Origin of the sequence: Falsiroseomonas tokyonensis (assembly GCF_019024325.1) — a bacterium.
GTDB classification, from domain to species: Bacteria; Pseudomonadota; Alphaproteobacteria; order Acetobacterales; family Acetobacteraceae; genus Falsiroseomonas; species Falsiroseomonas tokyonensis.
Map to the genome: position 1 here is coordinate 607,874 of NZ_JAFNJS010000001.1, position 18,583 is coordinate 626,456.

Annotated in this window: 16 protein-coding genes; 4 read left to right on the top strand and 12 right to left on the bottom strand. The window is 70.0% G+C overall.

All coding sequences use genetic code 11. The features are described 5' to 3' along the window. Positions 1–130: 130 nt before the first annotated feature. Positions 131–985: an FkbM family methyltransferase gene (locus J3S20_RS02770; RefSeq protein WP_216834398.1), complete on the bottom strand. Its 855-nt coding sequence runs from the start codon at positions 983–985 to the stop codon at positions 131–133. A gap of 349 nt (positions 986–1,334) precedes the next feature. Between J3S20_RS02770 and J3S20_RS02775 the strand changes: the two genes are divergently transcribed. Further along, on the top strand, positions 1,335–4,439 hold the full coding sequence (locus J3S20_RS02775; RefSeq protein ID WP_216834400.1) for a carbohydrate-binding domain-containing protein: 3,105 nt from the start codon (positions 1,335–1,337) through the stop codon (positions 4,437–4,439). Between the two features lie 269 nt (positions 4,440–4,708). Then, a complete protein-coding gene (locus J3S20_RS02780; protein WP_216834403.1) occupies positions 4,709–5,206 on the top strand; it encodes a helix-turn-helix domain-containing protein in 498 nt (165 codons plus the stop codon). 48 nt (positions 5,207–5,254) lie between these two features. Here the strand turns inward: J3S20_RS02780 and J3S20_RS02785 are convergent, their stop codons facing one another. The 6 genes from J3S20_RS02785 to J3S20_RS02810 form a co-directional block, all read right to left on the bottom strand. Further along, positions 5,255–8,008, bottom strand: a complete 2,754-nt coding sequence (locus J3S20_RS02785; protein WP_216834405.1) for a response regulator — start codon at positions 8,006–8,008, stop codon at positions 5,255–5,257. Positions 8,009–8,355: 347 nt separating this feature from the next. Next, entirely contained in the window at positions 8,356–9,336 is a 981-nt protein-coding gene (locus J3S20_RS02790) for an NAD-dependent epimerase/dehydratase family protein (protein WP_343215138.1), read from the bottom strand. Between the two features lie 463 nt (positions 9,337–9,799). Then, positions 9,800–10,162, bottom strand: a complete 363-nt coding sequence (locus J3S20_RS02795; RefSeq protein WP_216834408.1) for a hypothetical protein — start codon at positions 10,160–10,162, stop codon at positions 9,800–9,802. Between the two features lie 22 nt (positions 10,163–10,184). After that, positions 10,185–10,349: a hypothetical protein gene (locus J3S20_RS02800; protein WP_216834409.1), complete on the bottom strand. Its 165-nt coding sequence runs from the start codon at positions 10,347–10,349 to the stop codon at positions 10,185–10,187. Between the two features lie 694 nt (positions 10,350–11,043). Continuing rightward, positions 11,044–11,181, bottom strand: coding sequence for a hypothetical protein (locus tag J3S20_RS02805; protein ID WP_216834410.1), 138 nt, complete (start codon positions 11,179–11,181; stop codon positions 11,044–11,046). Beyond that, positions 11,178–11,669 (bottom strand): NAD-dependent epimerase/dehydratase family protein, encoded by a 492-nt coding sequence (locus tag J3S20_RS02810; RefSeq protein WP_246602240.1) that lies wholly within the window; start codon positions 11,667–11,669, stop codon positions 11,178–11,180. Before J3S20_RS02810 ends, J3S20_RS02805 begins: the two co-directional genes overlap by 4 nt. Positions 11,670–11,824: 155 nt before the next feature. Between J3S20_RS02810 and J3S20_RS02815 the strand changes: the two genes are divergently transcribed. Beyond that, entirely contained in the window at positions 11,825–12,733 is a 909-nt protein-coding gene (locus tag J3S20_RS02815; RefSeq protein ID WP_246602241.1) for an endonuclease/exonuclease/phosphatase family protein, read from the top strand. Positions 12,734–12,830: 97 nt separating this feature from the next. After that, entirely contained in the window at positions 12,831–14,351 is a 1,521-nt protein-coding gene (locus J3S20_RS02820) for a phospholipase D family protein (protein ID WP_216834412.1), read from the top strand. A gap of 61 nt (positions 14,352–14,412) precedes the next feature. Here the strand turns inward: J3S20_RS02820 and J3S20_RS02825 are convergent, their stop codons facing one another. Genes J3S20_RS02825 through J3S20_RS02845 form a run of 5 tightly spaced genes read right to left on the bottom strand, consistent with a single transcriptional unit; the run spans position 14,413 to position 18,574 of the window. Further along, positions 14,413–15,156, bottom strand: coding sequence for a polyketide synthase (locus J3S20_RS02825; RefSeq protein ID WP_216834413.1), 744 nt, complete (start codon positions 15,154–15,156; stop codon positions 14,413–14,415). Further along, positions 15,141–15,908 carry an enoyl-CoA hydratase-related protein gene (locus J3S20_RS02830; RefSeq protein ID WP_216834414.1) on the bottom strand — a complete coding sequence of 256 codons (768 nt, stop codon included), beginning with the start codon at positions 15,906–15,908 and terminating at the stop codon, positions 15,141–15,143. Before J3S20_RS02830 ends, J3S20_RS02825 begins: the two co-directional genes overlap by 16 nt. Continuing rightward, entirely contained in the window at positions 15,899–17,140 is a 1,242-nt protein-coding gene (locus J3S20_RS02835; protein WP_216834416.1) for a hydroxymethylglutaryl-CoA synthase family protein, read from the bottom strand. Before J3S20_RS02835 ends, J3S20_RS02830 begins: the two co-directional genes overlap by 10 nt. Continuing rightward, positions 17,137–18,327 carry a beta-ketoacyl synthase N-terminal-like domain-containing protein gene (locus J3S20_RS02840; RefSeq protein WP_216834418.1) on the bottom strand — a complete coding sequence of 397 codons (1,191 nt, stop codon included), beginning with the start codon at positions 18,325–18,327 and terminating at the stop codon, positions 17,137–17,139. Before J3S20_RS02840 ends, J3S20_RS02835 begins: the two co-directional genes overlap by 4 nt. Then, complete coding sequence (locus tag J3S20_RS02845) at positions 18,320–18,574, bottom strand: phosphopantetheine-binding protein (protein WP_216834420.1); 255 nt, start codon at positions 18,572–18,574, stop codon at positions 18,320–18,322. Before J3S20_RS02845 ends, J3S20_RS02840 begins: the two co-directional genes overlap by 8 nt. Positions 18,575–18,583 lie beyond the last annotated feature (9 nt).

An 18,583-nucleotide genomic window follows, 5' to 3' on the forward strand; every position in this document is an offset into this window, starting at 1 on the left:
GCCCAGGGCACGATCCGTCGTCTCGGACGGATCGCGCTCTGGAAGTCAGTGTTTCCAAGGCACGAAATCCGAAAACACTGAGTTAGTGTCATCGGATAGTGCTTTAGGCGCCACGCATGGGACCGCGGCTTCAGGCCGGCAGCGCGACCAGGTTCTGCGTGACGTAGATCTCGCACCACTTCACGTCGTAGTCGCCGAGCGGCAGCAGATCGCCGTTCAGACACAGGCGATGGATCGCATAGCCCGGCAGCGCGGCGTAGAGATCGCGCATGGTGACGCGCGTGGCGATATTGGCAGGGATGAATTCGAACTGAATGATGTCGATACGCCGGTCCGCGATGGCGCGCGCCGCGCCGCGCAGCACGGACAGGTCGAAGCCTTCGGTATCCACCTTCAGCAGCGCCACGCGCTGGATGCCCTGCTGGTCCAGGACATCGTCGAGCCGGGCGCAGTCGACGTGGTGGGACACCGTTGCGGCGCTGTAGAAGCCCACCGCCTCGCGGCTCAGGCTCGCCTGGGTGGATCCGTCGCCGGCGGCGAAGTCGTGCAGCTCCAGGCTGCCGCCATCCTCGTTCAGCGCCAGCTGCAGCGTCTCGATCCCGCTGCCCTGCAGCGCAGCGCAGAGCGCCTGGTAGGTGCGCGGATGCGGCTCGAAGGCCAGGATGCGGGCCTCGGGCGCCAGCCGTCGCAGATGGGCGGCGTAGTGCCCGGCATTGGCGCCGACATCGAGCAGCACGCCGCCCTGCAGCCGCGCCGCATGGCGGGCCAGGAAGGCTTCCTCGGCCGCCGTCAGCCCGTGCCGGCCGGCGAAGTTGATGCCGATGCCGTTGCAGCGCAGCGCCAGGTCATAGAGCGCGCGGCCGAAGCCGGCGGCGGCGGGGCGGTTCAGCAGCCAGACCACCGGCCGCCCCAGCCGGGCCAGAAGCCTGCGCCGGCGGCTGTCGCGCCAGATCGGCATGCGGATCGTGCTGTGGGTATCCGGCATTGCGGACTCCTTCGGGGCAGGCGGAGAGGAGGCGCGGGGCGCTTCCGACGGGCGGCCATGACATCGCCATAAACCCGGTCAAAATGCGGCGAAATCCCCTCCATGTAATAGCGTGTGTTACAACAGGCGGGACCCAAGCAGGATCCCGAATACAACCTGCTGATGTAACTGTGACGATTACCTACCGCCACGCCAGACTTCCGGGCGATTGCCCTCGCGCAGGGCGTGGTTTCTTTGCACTCCAAGGAAGAAAGTTTAACCTTAAGTGTTTTTAACCAAATTTCGCGGAAAAATGATGCAACCTCCGGTGGCAGTGGCGCCGCCCACTTCGGCGCCGGAGGAGCTTCGAATGCCTGACACCGCCCACGACCTTGTGTTCCAGAATGCCGGGGCGGGCCGCCTCGGGGACGGTATCGCCACCTTCGGACAGGTCTTCCAGCGCGGCGAAGTGCCGGCCGGCGCGACCGTCACCGCCCGCGATGGCGCCACCAGCCTCGCCGTCCAGATGGACGTGAAGACCCGCTATGAGGACGGGTCGGTGAAGATGGCGGTGCTCTCCGTCGCCCGCCCGGCGCTGGCAGCGGGTGAGAGCCTGAGCCTCGTGCTCGGCACCGCCGCGGCCGGTCCGGCGCCCGCCGCGCTCGACATGGCCCAGGGCCTGGCAGGCCATTCCTTCACGGTGGATGTCGCCATAGATGGCGGCGCCCGGCAGACAGTGGATGTGCTGGCGGCGCTGCGCACCGCGCTGCAGGACGGCAGCGCCAGCTTCTGGCAGCAGGGCCCGCTCTCCACCCAGGCGCGGGTGGGCATCGACCTGCCCGGCTCCCATCGGATGGTCTTCGACGTCACCGTCTTCAAGGGCGGCGGCTTCGCGGTGGAGGCGCAGTTCAACAACGACCAGGCGATGCAGGCCTCGGGCGGTCGCGCCACCGCCAACATCACGGTGCGGATGGACGGCAAGATCGCGCTGCAGGAAACGGTGACGCAGAGCCAGTACCAGAATTGGCACGAAAGCTTCGCCAGCAATGCGAAGGATGGCGGCCAGGGCATCGGGTCCCCGCAGTCCGGCTGGCTGAACATCCAGCACGACATCGCCCATCTGCAGGAAACCGGGGCGGTGGCGAATTACGACCTTGGCATCGCGGTCGATCCCAAGCTTCTGGCCGGCTATGCCCAGGCCATGCAGGCCCCTGGCTGGGATGACCCGCTGGGCACCCGTGGCGTCGCCACCTACATGCCCGGCACCGGCGGGCGCGCCGATATCGGCTTCACCACCATGCCGAATACCGTCTGGCTGATGACGCAGGATGCCCGGGCCGCCGCCTATGCGCTGGGCCAGGCGGAAACCGCCAGCGTCATCCCCTGGCACTTCTGGGACTCCGCCAATGACCGCTGGCTGGACACCAACGCCTATCCCAATCTTTGGCTGGATGGCCGCGGCGGCGTCGGCCGGCCTGGCGATGCAAGCTCCGGCGGCCTGACCCAGCAGATCGATTCGCTTTCGGGCTGGAGCACCGACGCGGCGCACCAGCCCGACCTGTCCTACGTGCCTTATCTGATGACCGGCGCGCGCTGGATGCTGGACAACCTGCAGGCGCAGGCGGCCTGGAACATCCTGGGCCAGTGGCCCGCCGTGCGCGGCGGCGCCGAGGACAATGTGGTGGACAGCAACCAGGTGCGCGGCGCCGCCTGGTCGCTGCGCCAGATCGACAAGGCCGCCGTGGCGAGCCCGGATGGCAGCGTCGAGAAGGCCTTCTTCCAGGAAGCCTCGGACGCCAACTACGCCTGGCTGGTCTCGATGATCCCGGAATGGACCGCGAAGCAGGGTGAGGCGCATGGCTGGGTGCCCGGCGCCTATGGCACGGCGGGCGCGCTGCCGCCCTGGCAGCAGGACTACTTCGCCTCCACCGTCATTGCCGCCGCGCGCAACGGCAATGCGGATGCGAAGACCTTCCTGGAATGGCAGTCCAACTTCCTCGTCGGCCGCTTCACGGCGGAGGATGAGGGCTTCGAGATGCGCGACGGCGCGGCCTATCTGATCGCCATCGGCGATGCCGGGACTGGCCGCATCTACAACACCTGGGAGGAGATCGGCGCGCAGACCGAGGCGCGGGGCTGGAGCAATGGCGACAACAGCTGGAAGCACAGCGAGGGCGACTATGCCCAGCTTGCGCTGGCGACGCTGGCCGGCATCTACGAGATCACCGGATCCGCCGCCGCCAAGGCGGCCTATGAGGCGCTGATCGCGGAAAAGGCCCCCTTCGCGACCGATGCCGACTTCGCCCGCAACCCGACCTATGCGATCGAGGCGCCGGGTGCCGACCACGGCCCGGCCACGCCACCCGCGCCGCCGCCGCCGGTCGTGCAGCAGCCCGAGGCGCCGCCACCTGTTGTGCCGCCGCCCGTGGTGCAGCCCGCCGAGCCGGAGATGGTGCCGATTGCCATCGTTCTGGGCGCGGATAACTGGCGCGGCAATCCCATCGCCGTGGTCAAGGTGGATGGGGTCGAAATGTTCCGCGGCGCCGTCTCCGCCCTGAACAGTGCCGGCGGCCAGCGCTACGAGCTGGGGGAGGTGGAGGCCGGGCGCCAGCACGTCGTCAAGGTCGCCTTCCTGAACGATGCCTGGGGCGGAAGCGCGGATGCGGACCGCAACCTCTATGTGAAGTCCATCCTGGTGGATGGCGTCTCCACCGGCCGTTTCGAGAGGCTGGAGCGCACGCGCGAAGCGACCTTCACATTGACGGCGGAAGAGCTGGTCAGCGCAGAGGATATGCAGGACCTGCTCTCCATCCGCCTTTCCGGCGATGCCTGGAAAGGCCAAGCGCGCTACACGATCGCGGTGGACGACGTGCAGCATGGCGGCATCCGCACGGTCGGCGCCGAAAGGTCCAAGGGGGAGTCGGAGGTCATCACCCTGTCCGGCGATTTCGCCGACTCGCCGCACAAGGTGGCGATTACCTTCCTGAACGATGCCTTCGGCGGCACGGAGGGCAAGGACCGCAACCTTCATATCGAGGGAATCTCGCTGAACGGCGTCGATCTGGACCAGTCCGCATCCCTGCATCGGAACGGCTCCATCACGTTCGACGTCAGCCCGCCGGCGCCCGGCGTGATCGAGACCATCGGCAGCGGGCCCGATGTGGTGCGCCTGGCGCTGTCGCAGGATGTGTGGGGGGAGGATGCGCAATTCCTGCTCTTCCTCGATGGGGTCCAGCTTGGCGGGCCGCGCAGTGTCAACGCATCCCATGTCGAGGGGGAGCAGGAGATTTACGCCCTGCGTGGCGACTTTGATGCGGGCGATCACGTGCTGGGCGTTCGTTTCATTAACGATGCCTGGGGCGGCACCAGCACGACGGACCGCAACCTTCACATCGAGTATCTCTCGATGAACGGCGAGACACTGCATCAAGGCGCCACGCTGCTGATGAACGGGGACGTGTTTCTGCAGTTCTGACACAACCCAGACGAGATGGCGGCGGTAGCGCACACAATCGGTTTCGTGCGTTACCTGCCGCTGTTCTTTACGTGAGTATTTTCCGGTCCTGCCACGCAGGCGCAAATGCCTGTAGTCCGGTGCAAGCGCGGAGCTGATGGCACGCATCGACCAGCGGAAGCTGGATCCTCGCGTGTCCAACCGCCGGCGAGACATCCTCCGGCTTGCGAAGATGCGGCGCGTTGCCGCCCCGTCCAAGGACCCAAAGAATGCACGTCACGGCAAAGAATATGCCCGCGGATCACCGCGGTGCCCCCATCGAGGCCCGGACGCCCGGCTTCCTCGACGAAGATACGAGCGGTGCCGAACCCGCCGCGGCCGCGCCCAGCGGCAACCGCTCCCCCACCCTGGCGGATGCGAATGTCGGCGGCCGGATCAAGGAACTGCGCCGCGCGGCCGGACGCACGCAGAAGGAGGCCGCCGATATCGTCGGGGTCACCGGCGCGCAATTCCACCGCTATGAGACGGGTGCGACGCGGATTGCCACCAGCCGGCTGCTCGGCATCGCCAATGCGCTGGGCGTACGGCCCGAGGCGCTGGTCGGCACCGCCGCGCCGCGCGCCGAGCCGCTGGCCGAGTTCACCGACGGCGCAACGGACGAGCTGATCGAGCTCGTGCAGGTCTTTTCCACCATCAACGATCCGCGACGCCGCAGCGCGCTGATGGCTTTCGCTCGCGCCGTGGCCCGCGGCCAGCCGCTGCAATCCCCGGGCAGCGGCAGCGAATAGCCGCCCGCTGCCCGGCGCCGGCGCCCGCCGCAGGCGCCGGCGCTCGGCTCAGCCGCCAGGGCCGGAGGCCGAGACCACCTTGCGGATCAGCTCCGGCAGCGACCGCACACCGAGCTTGGCCATGATGGCGGCGCGGTGGTTTTCCACGGTGCGCTGGTTCAGCAGCAGCTCCGCCGCGATGATCTTGCTGGGGGATCCGGCCACCACGCGGTCCAGGATCTCGCGCTGCCTCGGCGTCAGCCGCCTCAGGCGCCCCGCCATCTCCGCCCGCTCGGTCGCCTCGCTCATCGCATTCGCGATCCGCGCATTCGCGGCGGCGATGCTGCGCAGCAGGTCGGCGCGCCCGATCGGCTTCTCGATGAAGTCGATGGCGCCCGCCGTCATCGCCCGCACCGCCATGCGCACATCGCCATGCCCGGTCACCATGATGGCGGGCATCCGCTGGGCATGCGGCCGCAGCGCCGCCAGCAGCGCCAGCCCATCCATGCCCGGCATCACCGCATCAACCAGCACGCAACCCTGCCGGCCCGGCTCATCCGCCTGCAGGAAGGCCTCCGCGCTGGGGAAGCTCTGCACCGACCAGCCATTGCTGACGAGCCATTCGCCGACGTCGCGACGCAGCATGGCATCGTCGTCCACGATGAAGACATTGCCGCCCGTCTGCGCCTTGGCGGCCTGCGCCGCATCCTCCTGTGCATGCGCCTGCACCGATGCGGCCTCGGCCTGCGTCGCCGCGGTGCGGGATGGCTGCAGCGCGGGGGCGGGCGGCGGGGCCGGCGGGCGCGCCGGCACCGGCAGCAGCCGCCGCACCCGCGCCAGAAGCTCATCCGCGCGGATCGGCTTCGGCGCATGCTCCACATCCAGCAGGCCGATCTCCTGCCGCGTGCGCTCGGATGTATCGCCGGTCAGGATGATGGCGGCCGGCGGCGGCACCAGCACCTGGCGCAGCTGCAGCGTCAGTTCCACGCCGTTGAAGGGGCCGGGCAGGTTGTAATCGGTGATGATCAGCGCGGGCGGCTCATCCGCCGCCATGGCGATGGCCTTCGACCCGTCAAGCGCCAGCATCGCCGCATAGCCGGCCTGTTGCAGCAGCATGCGGACCGCATCGCCCACCGTCGGGTCATCCTCGATCACCAGGATGGACGCCGCCGCCGGCGGCGTGGCCTGCGCCGGCTCCTCCGCCTCGATGCCGCCATGCGCCAGCGGCAGGTCGAGATGGAAGCAGGACCCCACATTCTCCCGCGACCGCACGCCGATCGGGTGGCCCAGCAGCTTGGCCAGTCGCCGCGCGATGGCCAGGCCCAGGCCGAGCCCCTGGCTGCGCGCCCGCGCCGTCTTGCCGATCTGGTGGAATTCCTCGAAGACCGCCTGCATCTGCGCCTGCGGGATGCCGATGCCGGTGTCCCAGACCTCCACCCGAAGGCGGCCGCCGGCGCGGCGGCAGCCCAGCAGGATGCGGCCCTGTCGGGTATATTTCAGCGCATTGGACAGCAGGTTCCGCAGCACCTGGCGCAGCAGCCGCGCATCGCTGAGCACCACCGCATCGCTCGGCACCATGCGCCAGGCGAGGCCCGCGGCACGGGCACTGTCGCCGAATTCACGCTCGAGGCTTGCAAGCAGCGCGCCGATCGGCACCGGCGCGATTTCCGCATGCACGCGGCCGACTTCCATGCGGTTGATGTCGAGCAGCGCATCCAGGATGCCCGACATGGCGTCGATGGTCTCGTCCAGCCGGCCGATCAGGCGCAGCATGCCGGCATCGGTCGCCTTCGCCGCCAGCAGCCCATGCAGCATGCTCATGCTCTGCAGCGGCTGGCGCAGGTCGTGGCTGGCGGCGGCCAGGAAGCGGGACTTCTCGCGATCCGCCCGCTCGGCCACGGCCTTGGCCAGTTCCAGCCGCCCGGCCAGGCGCGTCTGCTCCGTCAGATCCTCGATCGACAGCAGCGTGCGCCCCGTGCCTTCGCCCCGTGCCGAGCCCTCCGCTGCCAGGCTTCCGGGCACCCGGCTGGCCGAGACGCGCAGCAGCCGCGTCTCGCCATCGGCCAGCGGTAATTCGACGATGGATTCCTCGCTGCCGCCTTGCACAGCAGCGGGCGCGGCGAGAAGCGCATCCAGCCGGGGGGCGCTGCGCAGCGCGGCCTCCAGCCGTTCCGGCGCATGGCCGAAGGCGGAATGGAAGGCGGCATTCGCGCCCAGCACCTGGCGCCGGGAATCGAGCAGCGCCACCGGCTGCTGGATCGCCTGCAGCATCTCCTGCCCCAAGCTGCGGCGCGTGGCGGCGGCCCAGGCGCTCAGCGCCGGACCGATGGCAAGCCGCGGCATCCGCTGGTCGACCTCGGCTTCGGCCACAGCCTCCTCCGCCATCACCCAGCCATCGGCACGCCGCAGCGCGGCCAGCCCGCGCGAGGCGCCGGCCTCGGCGTCCGCAAGCAGCACGGCGATGGCGCGCGAACCTGCGGCCTCGGCCAGGCTGGCCAGCAGGGCATCGAGCGGCGTCATGGCAGGGTCCGGGACGGCAGCGATGCGCAGCCGCCCGTCGCGGATCCGCATTTCGGAACCTTCCGGAATCACCACGACACGGCCGCCCTGCATTCGCATGCCGTCCTCGGCCCGCAATGCGGGTGGCGCCAGGGCCTCGCCCACTCGCGGCAGCAGGAGCAGCATGACATCCTGCGGCCGCGCCAGCCCGGACAGGATCGCATCCAGCGCCGCCTGGGTGGCGCCGATGACGGCCACGACCAGCGCGACAACCTCCGGCCGCTCTTCCGCGGCATCGGCACGGCCGAAACCGGCATCAGCCATGCACGCCACCTCTTGTTCTGGGCAATGCGCCATCCCGATCGCATAGCAGCCGTGCAGGATCATTGAACAACGAGTTTCTCACCGCACGCAACTAAGTGAGCAAAAGCCTGTCCCTTATGGAGTCTTGGTGCGGAAGGGCCGCAATCGCTCAAAGCAGCAGGACTTCATCTGGCGCAATTACTTTCTCCCGGGCACAAGATGCGACCCGTCGGCTTGGAAGGAAACCGGTGCTGCGTCCCTGCGACCGGTCCCGCCCACCACGCCGGGCGCCTTATCCAAACTTCGATCGCGCAGCACCTGATGTGCCTGGCCGCCCCTCGCAAGTCTGCGCGGCGCCGGGCCATGCATCAATCCGTGGACATCCCGCGACGGCGGCCGGGCCTGCGAGGCGGGCCGCGGCCCCTCCGCGCCGGGCAGCGCGGCGGCCAGGCCCCGGGGCGCCGGCCAGCCTCCAGCGCGAGGTCCGGCCGCCAGCCAAGAAGGGCCTCCGCCCGGCCCATTTCCGGGCAGCGCCGGCGCGGGTCATCGACCGGCAGAGGGTGCAATTCAAGGCCGGATCGGGATCCGGTCAGCCGCAGCACCAGCTCCGCGATCTCCCGGATGCTGGGCTCGTTCGGATTGCCGAGGTTGATCGGCGCCGCGGGATTCACCGGCATCTCCATCAGCGCCACCAGGCTGCGAATCAGGTCGGAGACATAGCCGAGCGAACGGGTCTGCTCGCCGCTGCCATGGATCGTCAGCTTCTGCCCGGCCAGCGCCTGGCAGACGAAGTTGGAGACGATGCGGCCGTCATCCGCGCGCATGGGCGGGCCGTAGGTGTTGAAGCTGCGCACCACTCGCGCATTCACGCGCCCGAGCCGCAGATTGTCGAAGCGGAGTGATTCGGCGGCGCGCTTGCCCTCGTCCAAGCAGGCGCGCGGCCCGGTGCTGCTGACATGCCGGCGATCGTCCTCCTGCTGCGGATGCTGTTCGGTGTCGCCATGGACCTCGCTGGGCGAGGCCTGCAGGAAGTGCGCATCATGCCGCGCGGCGAGCCGCAGCAGCTTATGCGCGCCCAGCACATTGGTCAGCATCGTATGCACGGGATCGGCCTGGTCTGGCTGTGGAGAGGCCGGGCAGGCGAGGTTGTAGACTTCGTCCAGCGCCGGCGACTCCTCATAGGCTTCGCAGACATCATGCCGGATGAAGCGGAAGCGCGCATGGCCCGCCAGTTCCCGCAGATTCTCCTGGTGCCCGGTCTGCATAGTGTCGAGGACGGTCACGCGATGGCCCTGCGCCAGCAGCAGCGCCGCGAGATGCGAACCGAGGAAGCCCGCGACGCCCGCCACCAGCACATGCTTGGCGCGCGGGGGCGCAGCGCCGCCGCCATCATCCTGCCGCCGGCGGCGGCTGTCGCGTTGCGTGCGGATCGCCTTCAGCCCCTCGCTGCCAGCGCGGCACGGGCAGATGCCGGCTGGCGCAGCATCGCCGCCAGTTCTCCAGCCCGCGCAAGGCCGGTATACGCCTGCAGCACGATGCGCGATGGGCATTGCCGTGATTCCAGTCGGAGACCAGCGAGTGAGTGTAGAAAACGAAGCGCATGGCTGCTCCACGCGGAAGATCACGAAGCTAACGCTCCTGCATAAGCGGCCAGCGGGGCCGAGAGTTGCCAGCCCGGCGTGAATCGCAGCGCCCGCTGTCGCGCCTGTGTCGCGCGGGCCCGCCGCATTGCCGGATCTTGCGCCAATGCATCGATCTCTTCGGCAAAGCCCCCCCCGAGTCATCCGGTGCGGCAAAGCTGGCGGCGCCGTTTCAGATCTCGCGATAGGTGGGGACATCCGCCAGCACCAGCGCCCCCCCCCCGCCTGCGCGGCCGCCAGCGCCGCAAGGCCGAAAGGCTCGTAGCGGGACGGCGAGGCGAAGATCGCCGCGCGGCGCATCAGCGCCACGACCTGCATGCGGCAGCGGCCCCGGCGCCTGCGCATGGGCGAAATGGAAGGCCTGCCCTTTCGGACCTCGACAGGCCCCGGCGGCCTGCACCGGCCAGCCGATGCGCCCGGCCGCCGCATCCAGCAGCGCGCCGCCCTTGCCCTCATCCCACCAGCGCGCCGCCGCGAAGACGAAATCCTGGCGCACAGTTGATGGAAGCTCGGCGGCGGCCACCGTATTGGGCACGATCCCAATTTCACACGCACTTTCATAGGCCTGGCGCAGCGCCGCCGGCGCCGCCCATGACCACGATGGGGCGCAAATCGGCTGCGACGCGCGGGGCCGAAAGCTTCAGCGTCTCCGCCAGCGCGGGCGGCCCGCCTGCGGAGAGCAGCCGCGCGACAGACTTCGGCTGGCCGGCGGTATCGACCACGCCATATGGCAGTGCCGCTGGTCGAAGCGCAGGCCTTCCTGCACGCTGACACTGTCCGGAATATCCTGCCAGCCACACCGTTAAAGACGCTCCTCCGGCGTCCCTCGCGCAGGAAGGCGCGCGCCTGCTCCGCCTCATCGTGCCGCCAGGTGGCGTAGCCGGCTTCGGCGATCCAGATGCGGGCGGCGGGATTGGACTCCGCCAGGATGGCATGGGCGCGCTCGATCAGGGGCGGCCATCCATCCCAGGCGCCGAGCTCGCTGTCCCGGGTGCCGGGAAAGCCGTGCAGCCCCAGCACATCAATTTCCCCCAGGACGCCACGCTCGCCCATCAGCTGCAGCCAATGCGCATCGAAGGGACATGGCCCGCCGAGCACGGTGACAAAGCCGCGCTGCCGCGCCCGAGAGGCGGCGGCGCCCACCATCTCGCAGAACAGCGCCCAGTCGTGATCCTCGCGCCAATCCCAGTCGAGCAGGTTGTTCGGCTCGCTCCACAGCTCCACCGCCCGGAAGTGGCGGCCGTAGCGGGTCAGCGCGTGATCGACGAAATCGGCATGGTCGCGCAGCCGTCGGGGCGGACCCGCCGCGGTGCCAGTGCGGGAAAGGGAGGGCGGCGTGTCGTGGAGGCAGGGCACCAGATCGAAACGCGCCGCCAGCTTCGGCAGCAGCCAGTCGTACCAGGCGGGCCCCTCCGGCTAATGATATTCGGCCCAGGAGACATGCGTGCGCAGATGCGTCGCGCCGGCGGCGGCCATGGCCTCGATCGCCTTCTCGGTGCGCGCATATTCGACGGGGCGGAACCATTCCGCGAAGCCGAAGGCGGGCGTGGTCATGCCACCAGGCCTCGGGCTTCCAAGTGCCGCCGCATGTCCGCATTGCGGTCCACCACCTTCTGCGCCGCCAACCATTCCGCCAGTTCGCCCAGCGAGTCCTGCAGCACGAAGCGTGACGCGAAGCCCAGCAGGCTGCGAGCGCGGGAGATATCGGCGAAGCAATCGAAGCGGCCGTCGGCGGTACGACAGCGGCCCTCGCCATAGACGCTCATGGAGGGGGCGACGACGATGCGCTGCGCCGGACGCTCGATCATCGCCTGCAGCAGCACGGCGGTGCCGACATCGTTGGTGCTGACGTAGCGCTCGATCTCATACATGCTACGGCCGACGCTGACCTCGGCCGCCAGATGCACCACGCCTTCCACGCCCTCCAGCGCGGAGGCGGCCGCCTGCGGATCGCGCCCATCGCCGCGGCGCAGCCTGGGGCAGCAGCGCGATGGGATGGTGCCCGGCGCCGGAACACCGGAGCCGCAGGGTGGGAGTTGCAACGCGGCATTCATCCCCGAGGTGCAAGATGTTCACGCCCCGGCCTCGAAGGGACCTTGGAAGCCGCCGCTGCAGGGACTATTTCTGCAGGGCTGTTCCATCCTCCCATCGGGTCGCCGGAGCGCCCCGTCAGACGGAATCCGGCCCCGAATTGCGCATGACCGAAACGAATAATGCCCGTTACCCTCGCCGAGGGGCGGAACCCAGGCGCCTCAAGGTTGCCGATCGCCTGCTCCGCACCCATGCGGCGGTGCAGGGGTTGATGGTGGAACTACGCCGCCCGGCCCGCATGGCGCCGCTGAGCGCCACGGCGCCCCTCTGCGGGCCCGGGGAGCTGCGGGTTGCCTCCTACAATATCCACAAATGCGTCGGCACCGATCGCCGCTTCGACCCCGCCCGGACCGCGGCGGTGATCGCGGAGCTTGGTGCAGACCTGGTGGCGCTGCAGGAGGCCGATCGCCGCTTCGGCCGCCGCGTCGGGCTGATGGATGCCGCGGCGCTGGAACGGGAGACAGGGCTGGCACTGCTGCCGGTCTCCGACCTGCCGGATGGCCATGGCTGGCACGGCAATGCCATTCTCGTGCGCCCAGGCACGCCCGCGCGCTTCCGCCGGCTGGCCCTGCCGGGGGCCGAGCCCCGTGGGGCGCTGGTGGCGGAACTCGACCTGCCCTGCGGCAGGCTGCGCGTGGTGGCCGCGCATCTGGGCCTGCTGCGCCGCTGCCGCGCCCGCCAGGCCGCCGCCATCCTGGAGGCCCTGGCCGACCAGCCGGAGGGCCAGGAGCCCATCCCCACCCTGCTGATGGGCGACCTGAACGAATGGCGCCCTGGCGCCAGATCCTCTCTGCGCGCCTTCGAACCCTTCTTCGGCCCGGTGGCACCGGGCCCCGCCAGCTTCCCCACCCGCCTGCCGGTGCTGGCGCTGGACCGCATCCTGGGCTGGCCGCGCGGGATCGTGACGGAGGTGGCGGCGCATGACAGCGCGCTGGCCCGCGTCGCCTCGGACCACCTGCCGCTCACCGCCTCCATCCGCCTGGGCGTGGACCAGGCGTTGCACCAGGCGGCCTGAACCGGCCAAGGGTTGCAACCGTCAGGCTGCTGCGCGCTTTTCTTGTGGCGCGCGTTCCGGATCGCCAGATCTCGCGCGCTGACGGGAAGGGAGCGGCATGCGTGAGAGCCCAGCCATGACGCTGGCGGCGCCGGAAGCGAAGGGCGAGGAAGCCCCGCTTGTCTCGGCGCTCGACCAGGCGTTGGCAGAGGTCCTGGCCCGGATCGGCGGGGCGGAGGCCGGCGCGGCGCTGGTGCCGGAGGGGCTGGATGCCTTCGCCGTGCGCGTGGCCACCGCTCGCACGGCCAGCCGGAGCCTCGATCTGATCTACTACATGTGGCACGGCGACGTGACCGGCCGCCTGCTGGCGGCGGAGGTGCTGGCCGCGGCGGATCGCGGCGTGCGGGTCCGGCTGCTGCTGGACGATGCCTATGCGCTGGGGCGGGAACGCGTGCTCTCCGCCCTGGATTCGCACCCGATGATCACGGTGCGGCTGTTCAACGGCACGCGCTGGCGCATGTTCGGCCGGGCCGGCTTCCTACTGGAAATGCTCTTCGGCGGCTGGCACCTGAACCGGCGCATGCACAACAAGGCCTGGATCGCCGATGGCAAGGTGGCCATCGCGGGCGGCCGCAACATCGGTGACGAGTATTTCGGCGCCAAGTCGGACGAGTTCAATTTCCGCGACCTCGACCTGGTGCTGGCCGGCGCGGCCGTCGCCGGCACCAGGCGGGTCTTCGAGCGCTATTGGCACAACCGCCTGGCCCGCCCCGCCGCCGTGGTCTGCCCGCCGGCCGACAATCATCGCGGCCTGCCCAAGCTGCGCCGCGCCCTGGCCGAGGCGGCGGCGGAGCCGGAGGCGGTGCGCTACCTGGCGCATCTCGGCGATTTCAACGGCGCCGCAGCCCCGCTGGCGCGCGGCATGGTCGCCATCGCCCCCGCTGCGGTGCAGGTGGTGGCGGACCCGCCGGAGAAGGCGAAGCGCGGCCTGGCTGCCCGCCGCCAGGCGCGCGCCGCCGGCGGCATTGCGCCCGAGATCGCCGATGCCCTGCGCAAGGCGCAGCGGGAGGCGCTGCTGATCTCGCCCTATTTCGTACCGGGCAAGGCCGGGCTGGCGCTGCTGCTGGACCTGGTGGCGCGAGGTGTGAAGGTCTCGGTGGTGACCAATTCCCTGGCGGCGACGGATGTGGTGGCCGTGCATGGCGGCTACGCCCATTACCGGGAACCGCTGCTGCGCGCCGGCGTGTCCCTGTTCGAGCTGAAGCCGAGCGGCGAGGATGAAAGCACCAGCGCCTTCGGGTCGCGCGGCGCCAGCCTGCATACCAAGGCCTTCGTGGTGGATGACGGTCCGATCTTCGTCGGCTCCTTCAACCTCGACCCGCGCTCCGCCGCGCTGAACACGGAAATGGGCGCCTTCGTGCACCACCCCGTGCTGGCGCGCGAATTGCGGGCGGAGCATGACCGGCTCGCCGATCCGGCGCGCAGCTGGCGGCTGGGGCTGGAGGAGGGGCGGCTGACCTGGACCGGCGCCGGGCCCCAGGGCGTGCTGCGCAAGCTGCATGGCGAGCCCGATGCCTCGTTGCGCCGCCGCGTGCTGGCGCGGGTGCTACGCTGGCTGCCGATCGAATCGCAGCTGTAGGGGGCTTGTTGCTGGTCGCATTTTCCGAGTCGCCCGGCTCTCACGCCGGGCTTGAAAATGCTCACGCGCCGAAGCGGCTGCGGATCTGCTGGTGGATGCCGGGTTGAGCGAAGGTGACCTCATGCATCGCCTGTTCGCGCGCCACGGCGGCGGGCAGGGCGTCGCGGATCGGCGTGGCCAGGGCTGCTTTCAGCAGGCGCAGCGCAACTGCCGGTTTCGCGGCCAGATCGCGCGCCAGGCGCAGCGCGGTGGGCAGCACCTCCGCCCGCTTCACCACGGGCAGGCCCAGGCCACGCTCCCGCAGCGCGCCGCCGTGATAGCCATTGGCGGTGAAGAGCATCTCGTTCGCCAGGGCATTGCCGAGCCGGTGCGGCACGATGAGCGTCGCGCCCATGCCCGGCGTGAATCCGTATTTCATGAAGTTGGTGGCGTAGAGCGATTCCACCGCGAGTACGGACAGATCCGCATAAAGGCCGAAGACCAGCCCGCCACCCAGCGCATGCCCATCCATCGCCGAGATCACCGGCAGCGGACAGTCGAGCAGCATGCGGTAGAAGCCGGCCTCGTCGAATTTCTGGCGGCCGTCGGCGATGCCGATCAGTTCCTCGAGCGTGCCGCCGGCGCAGAAGATGCCCTCCGCGCCATGCAGCACGACGACCTTTGCAGCGGGGTTCGCCTCGATCGCGGCAAAGGCGGCGGCGAGGCCGGAGACGAGGGCAACCGAAAACGTGTTGCGGCCAGCGCGGTCCTGCAGCGTGACGATGGCGATCTCGCCTTGCCAGTGCAGGGCTACGGCGTCCTCCACGGCGCGCCTCCCGATTCCAGAAAGGCGCGGATTGCGGTCATGCTGCGCGGGTCCGCGATTCGGGTCGCGATAGTCTCGACGGCGTGGCCGCGCGTGGCGTCGTTCATGATCCAGAGCTGGCGGAAGTACGCCTTGGTGGCCGCGACATCGCGGCGCGCCACGCGGTCCATGCGGATCAGAAGGCGGCGCAGCGAATCCGCGGGCGTCTCCGTCACCTCATCGACCAGGCGTCGGGCGAGGGCAGTGGCGGCATCCATGCGTTCCGCCGTCAACGTCATCCGAAAGGGGTCCTGCGCGCCCATACGGCGCACCAGGAAGGGCGCGACGGTGGCGGGCAGCAGGCCGAACAGGATTTCGGACAGCTGGAAGCTGGCGCGCGGCGTGGCGATGGCGATGTCACTGGCCGCGACCAAGCCGAGCCCGCCCGCCGTCGCCGGCCCATCCACCAGCGCCACGGTGACGATCTCGCTGGCGCCGAGCCGCTCGAACAGGTCGTAGAGGCTGCCGACCAGGGCGCGGATGCCGGCCTCGTCCATGTCGCTGGTGGCGGTGGCCTCGGAAAAATCCATGCCGGCGCAGAAGACGCCGCCGGCGCCCTGGATGGTCAGGATGCGCAGGTCTGGATCCGCCTCCGCCTCATCGAGTGCCGCGTGCAGCCCGGCGATGCTGGCGCGGTTCAGCGGATTGCCGCGCGCCGGTGCGTCCAGCGTTGCGGCCAAAACCTTGCCGCGGCGCGTGAGCGTCAGGCCCATCGGTAGCGCCGCTGGTAGTTCTCGATGCGGTCGAGCACCAGCAGGCCGGTGCCGGAAAAACCTTCCTCCCAGAGTTGTTCGAGGCCGTCGCGGGCCACCGTGATCTGCTTCGTGCCCACCAGCCCGTCCCGCGTGCGCGCGATCAGCGCCTCGTAGCGCGGCATGTCCATCGGCCGGCGCGCCTGCAGCGCTGCGCCGATGCCGCGCGCCCGCACGGCGGCGGCGGAGCGCGCATCGGCGAGCCCGGAATAGAATTCGGAGCAACAGCCGGAGCCATAGGAGAACAGCCCGATCCGCTCCGGCCCTTGCGGCGCGAAATCCGACGATGCCAGCGCCCCCGCGAGCGCGAGAAAAACCGTGCCGGAATAGATATTGCCCACCTCCTGGCAGAACAGCAGGGAGCCGCGCAGCCTTGCCTCGAAATCCGCCTCCGCCGCGCTGGGCGGCGCCTGACGGAATTTCCGCATCATGTTGCGATGCGCGCCTTTCACCATGCCGCCGAAGGGCGTGTGCCAGGCCAATCGAGAAAAGTGCGAGACGAAATCCACGCCCGGCTGCTGAGCGACATAGGCACGAAAGCTGTGCTCCAGACAGTCGAGGTAGCTGAGCACGGAAAGGTCCGCATCGCCCGTCTCGATCTCCGGCGTCGGCCGGCAGGCATCCATCACCTCATAGCCATGCACGCCGCTCGCGCCGCTCTCCAGCGCCAGCACCACGGGATTGCGGGAGACAAGCAGCGCCACGGCGGCGGAGCCCTGCGAGGGTTCGGCATAGGAATGCGGCACCGGCCGGCCGAGATCGGTGGCGATGACCAGCGCGCGGGCCTCGGGGTTCGGCGAGGCCGCAACCATGGCCGCCGCCATCTGCAGGGCCGCGGTGCCGCCGTAGCAGGCCTGCTTCACCTCGAACAACCGGCAGTGTTTTGGGAGCTCAAGATGGTGGTGCACATAGGTCGCCGCGGACTTGCCCCAATCGAGGCCGGATTCGGTGGCGACGATCACCAGCTCGATCGCCTGGCGCTGCGCCGGCGCCAGCGCCGCGACGACCGGGCGCGCGGCATTGACGGCGAAGGAGACCGCATCCTCCCAGGGCGCACAGAGGCTTTTGCGCCGCATCAGCAGATTGGCGAAGCGCGCCTGGTTCAGCCCGCGCGCCTCCGCCAGCATGGCCACATCGAGGCTGGCGCGGCCGGCATAGACGCCGAGATCCTCGATGCCGATGGCGTCGCTCATGCGGGGTCCCTTGCGTGTCGCAGCAGCACGGCCGTGGCAAGCCCGCCAAAGCCGTAGGCGGGGCTGAGCGCGTAAAGCGACTCCCGCTCCAGCGCCGTGGTCGGAAGGTACAGCCGGTCCGTGATCGGCTGCGCCAAGCCCGGCGTGCCATGCACGAAGCCGCCCTGCAATTGCAGTACGCAGGCCACCAGCTCCAGCAGCGCGGCGCCCTGAATGGCGTGGCCGATCATGGCCTTGGTAGCATTCACCGGCACCGGCGCACTGCCTAGCAGTGTGGCGAGCGCCTCGGCCTCCGCCGCATCGCCGGCGGGCGTGCCGGTGGCATGCGCGCTGATGAAGCCGAGCGCATCGGCCGGAAGCGCGCCGAGCGCCGCACGCATCACGCGCAGCGCCGTCGCCGCATCCGGCGCCACGCCGGCGCGGCCCTGCTGCGCCTGCGCGTGGCCCGCGATTTCGGCCAGCGGCGTGGCGCCACGCGCCTGCGCGGCTTCCAGCGATTCCAGCACCAGCGCGCCACAGCCTTCGCCGGCGACGAAGCCGGCGGCGGCGCGGTCGAAGGGCCGGCAGGGTGCGCCGGGCGGCGCCAGCGCGCCGAGCGAGGCCAGCGCCTGCCACTCCACCGGCCCGAAATCCAGCGGCGGCGCCACCACCAGGCAGCCCGGCATGCGCCCCATGGCGATCAGGTCAGCGGCCACCGCGACCGCCGCATTGCCGCTGGCCGAGGCGCCGCCAATGGAAAGCCCCGGCCCCTGCGCGCCGGTGGCTTCGGCCACCACGGCAGCGAGATGCGTATCGAATACCTCCGCCGCATGGCGCGGCGGCGTCCAGGCGGGCTCCTGATGGAACTTGCGCGTGGTGTCGAAGCTGCGCGCCTGCGCGATATTGCTGCCGGCAACCACCACGCCAAAAGATTCGGCCTGCGTCACGCGCGCATCCGCCAGCGCCGCCAGCGCGACCAGTAGCGCGGCGACCAGCGCGCGGGACCCGCCCCGCACCGCGCGCTGCGCCGGCTTCGGCAGCGCCGCTGCATCGACTGTGCCCAAGGTCATCGCCGACCCCGGCCATTCGCCCTGCAGCGGCGCCACCCGCCCTGCGCGCAGCAACTCGGAAAAGCCCGCGGCATCCTGCACGCCGCCAGGCGCCCGCACGCCGAGGCCGGTAATGACGACGCGCCGTGGCTCAGCCATGCGCCGCCTGGTGCCGCGACCACAGCAGGTCCACCAGCCCGCCGATGCTGGTCACGCCGAGGAAGCTCGTCATGGGCAGCGCCAGCCCCGCCTCCTCCATCGAACCCACCAGCACATCGACCCGGTCCATGGAATTGGCGCCGAGCTCCGTCATCGAGCGATCCTCGCGAATCTCGCTGTCCGGCAGATCAGGCAGCACCGCCTGGATCTGGCGCGCAACGATGCCGAAAATCTCCGAGCGTTCCATCCGGGCCTC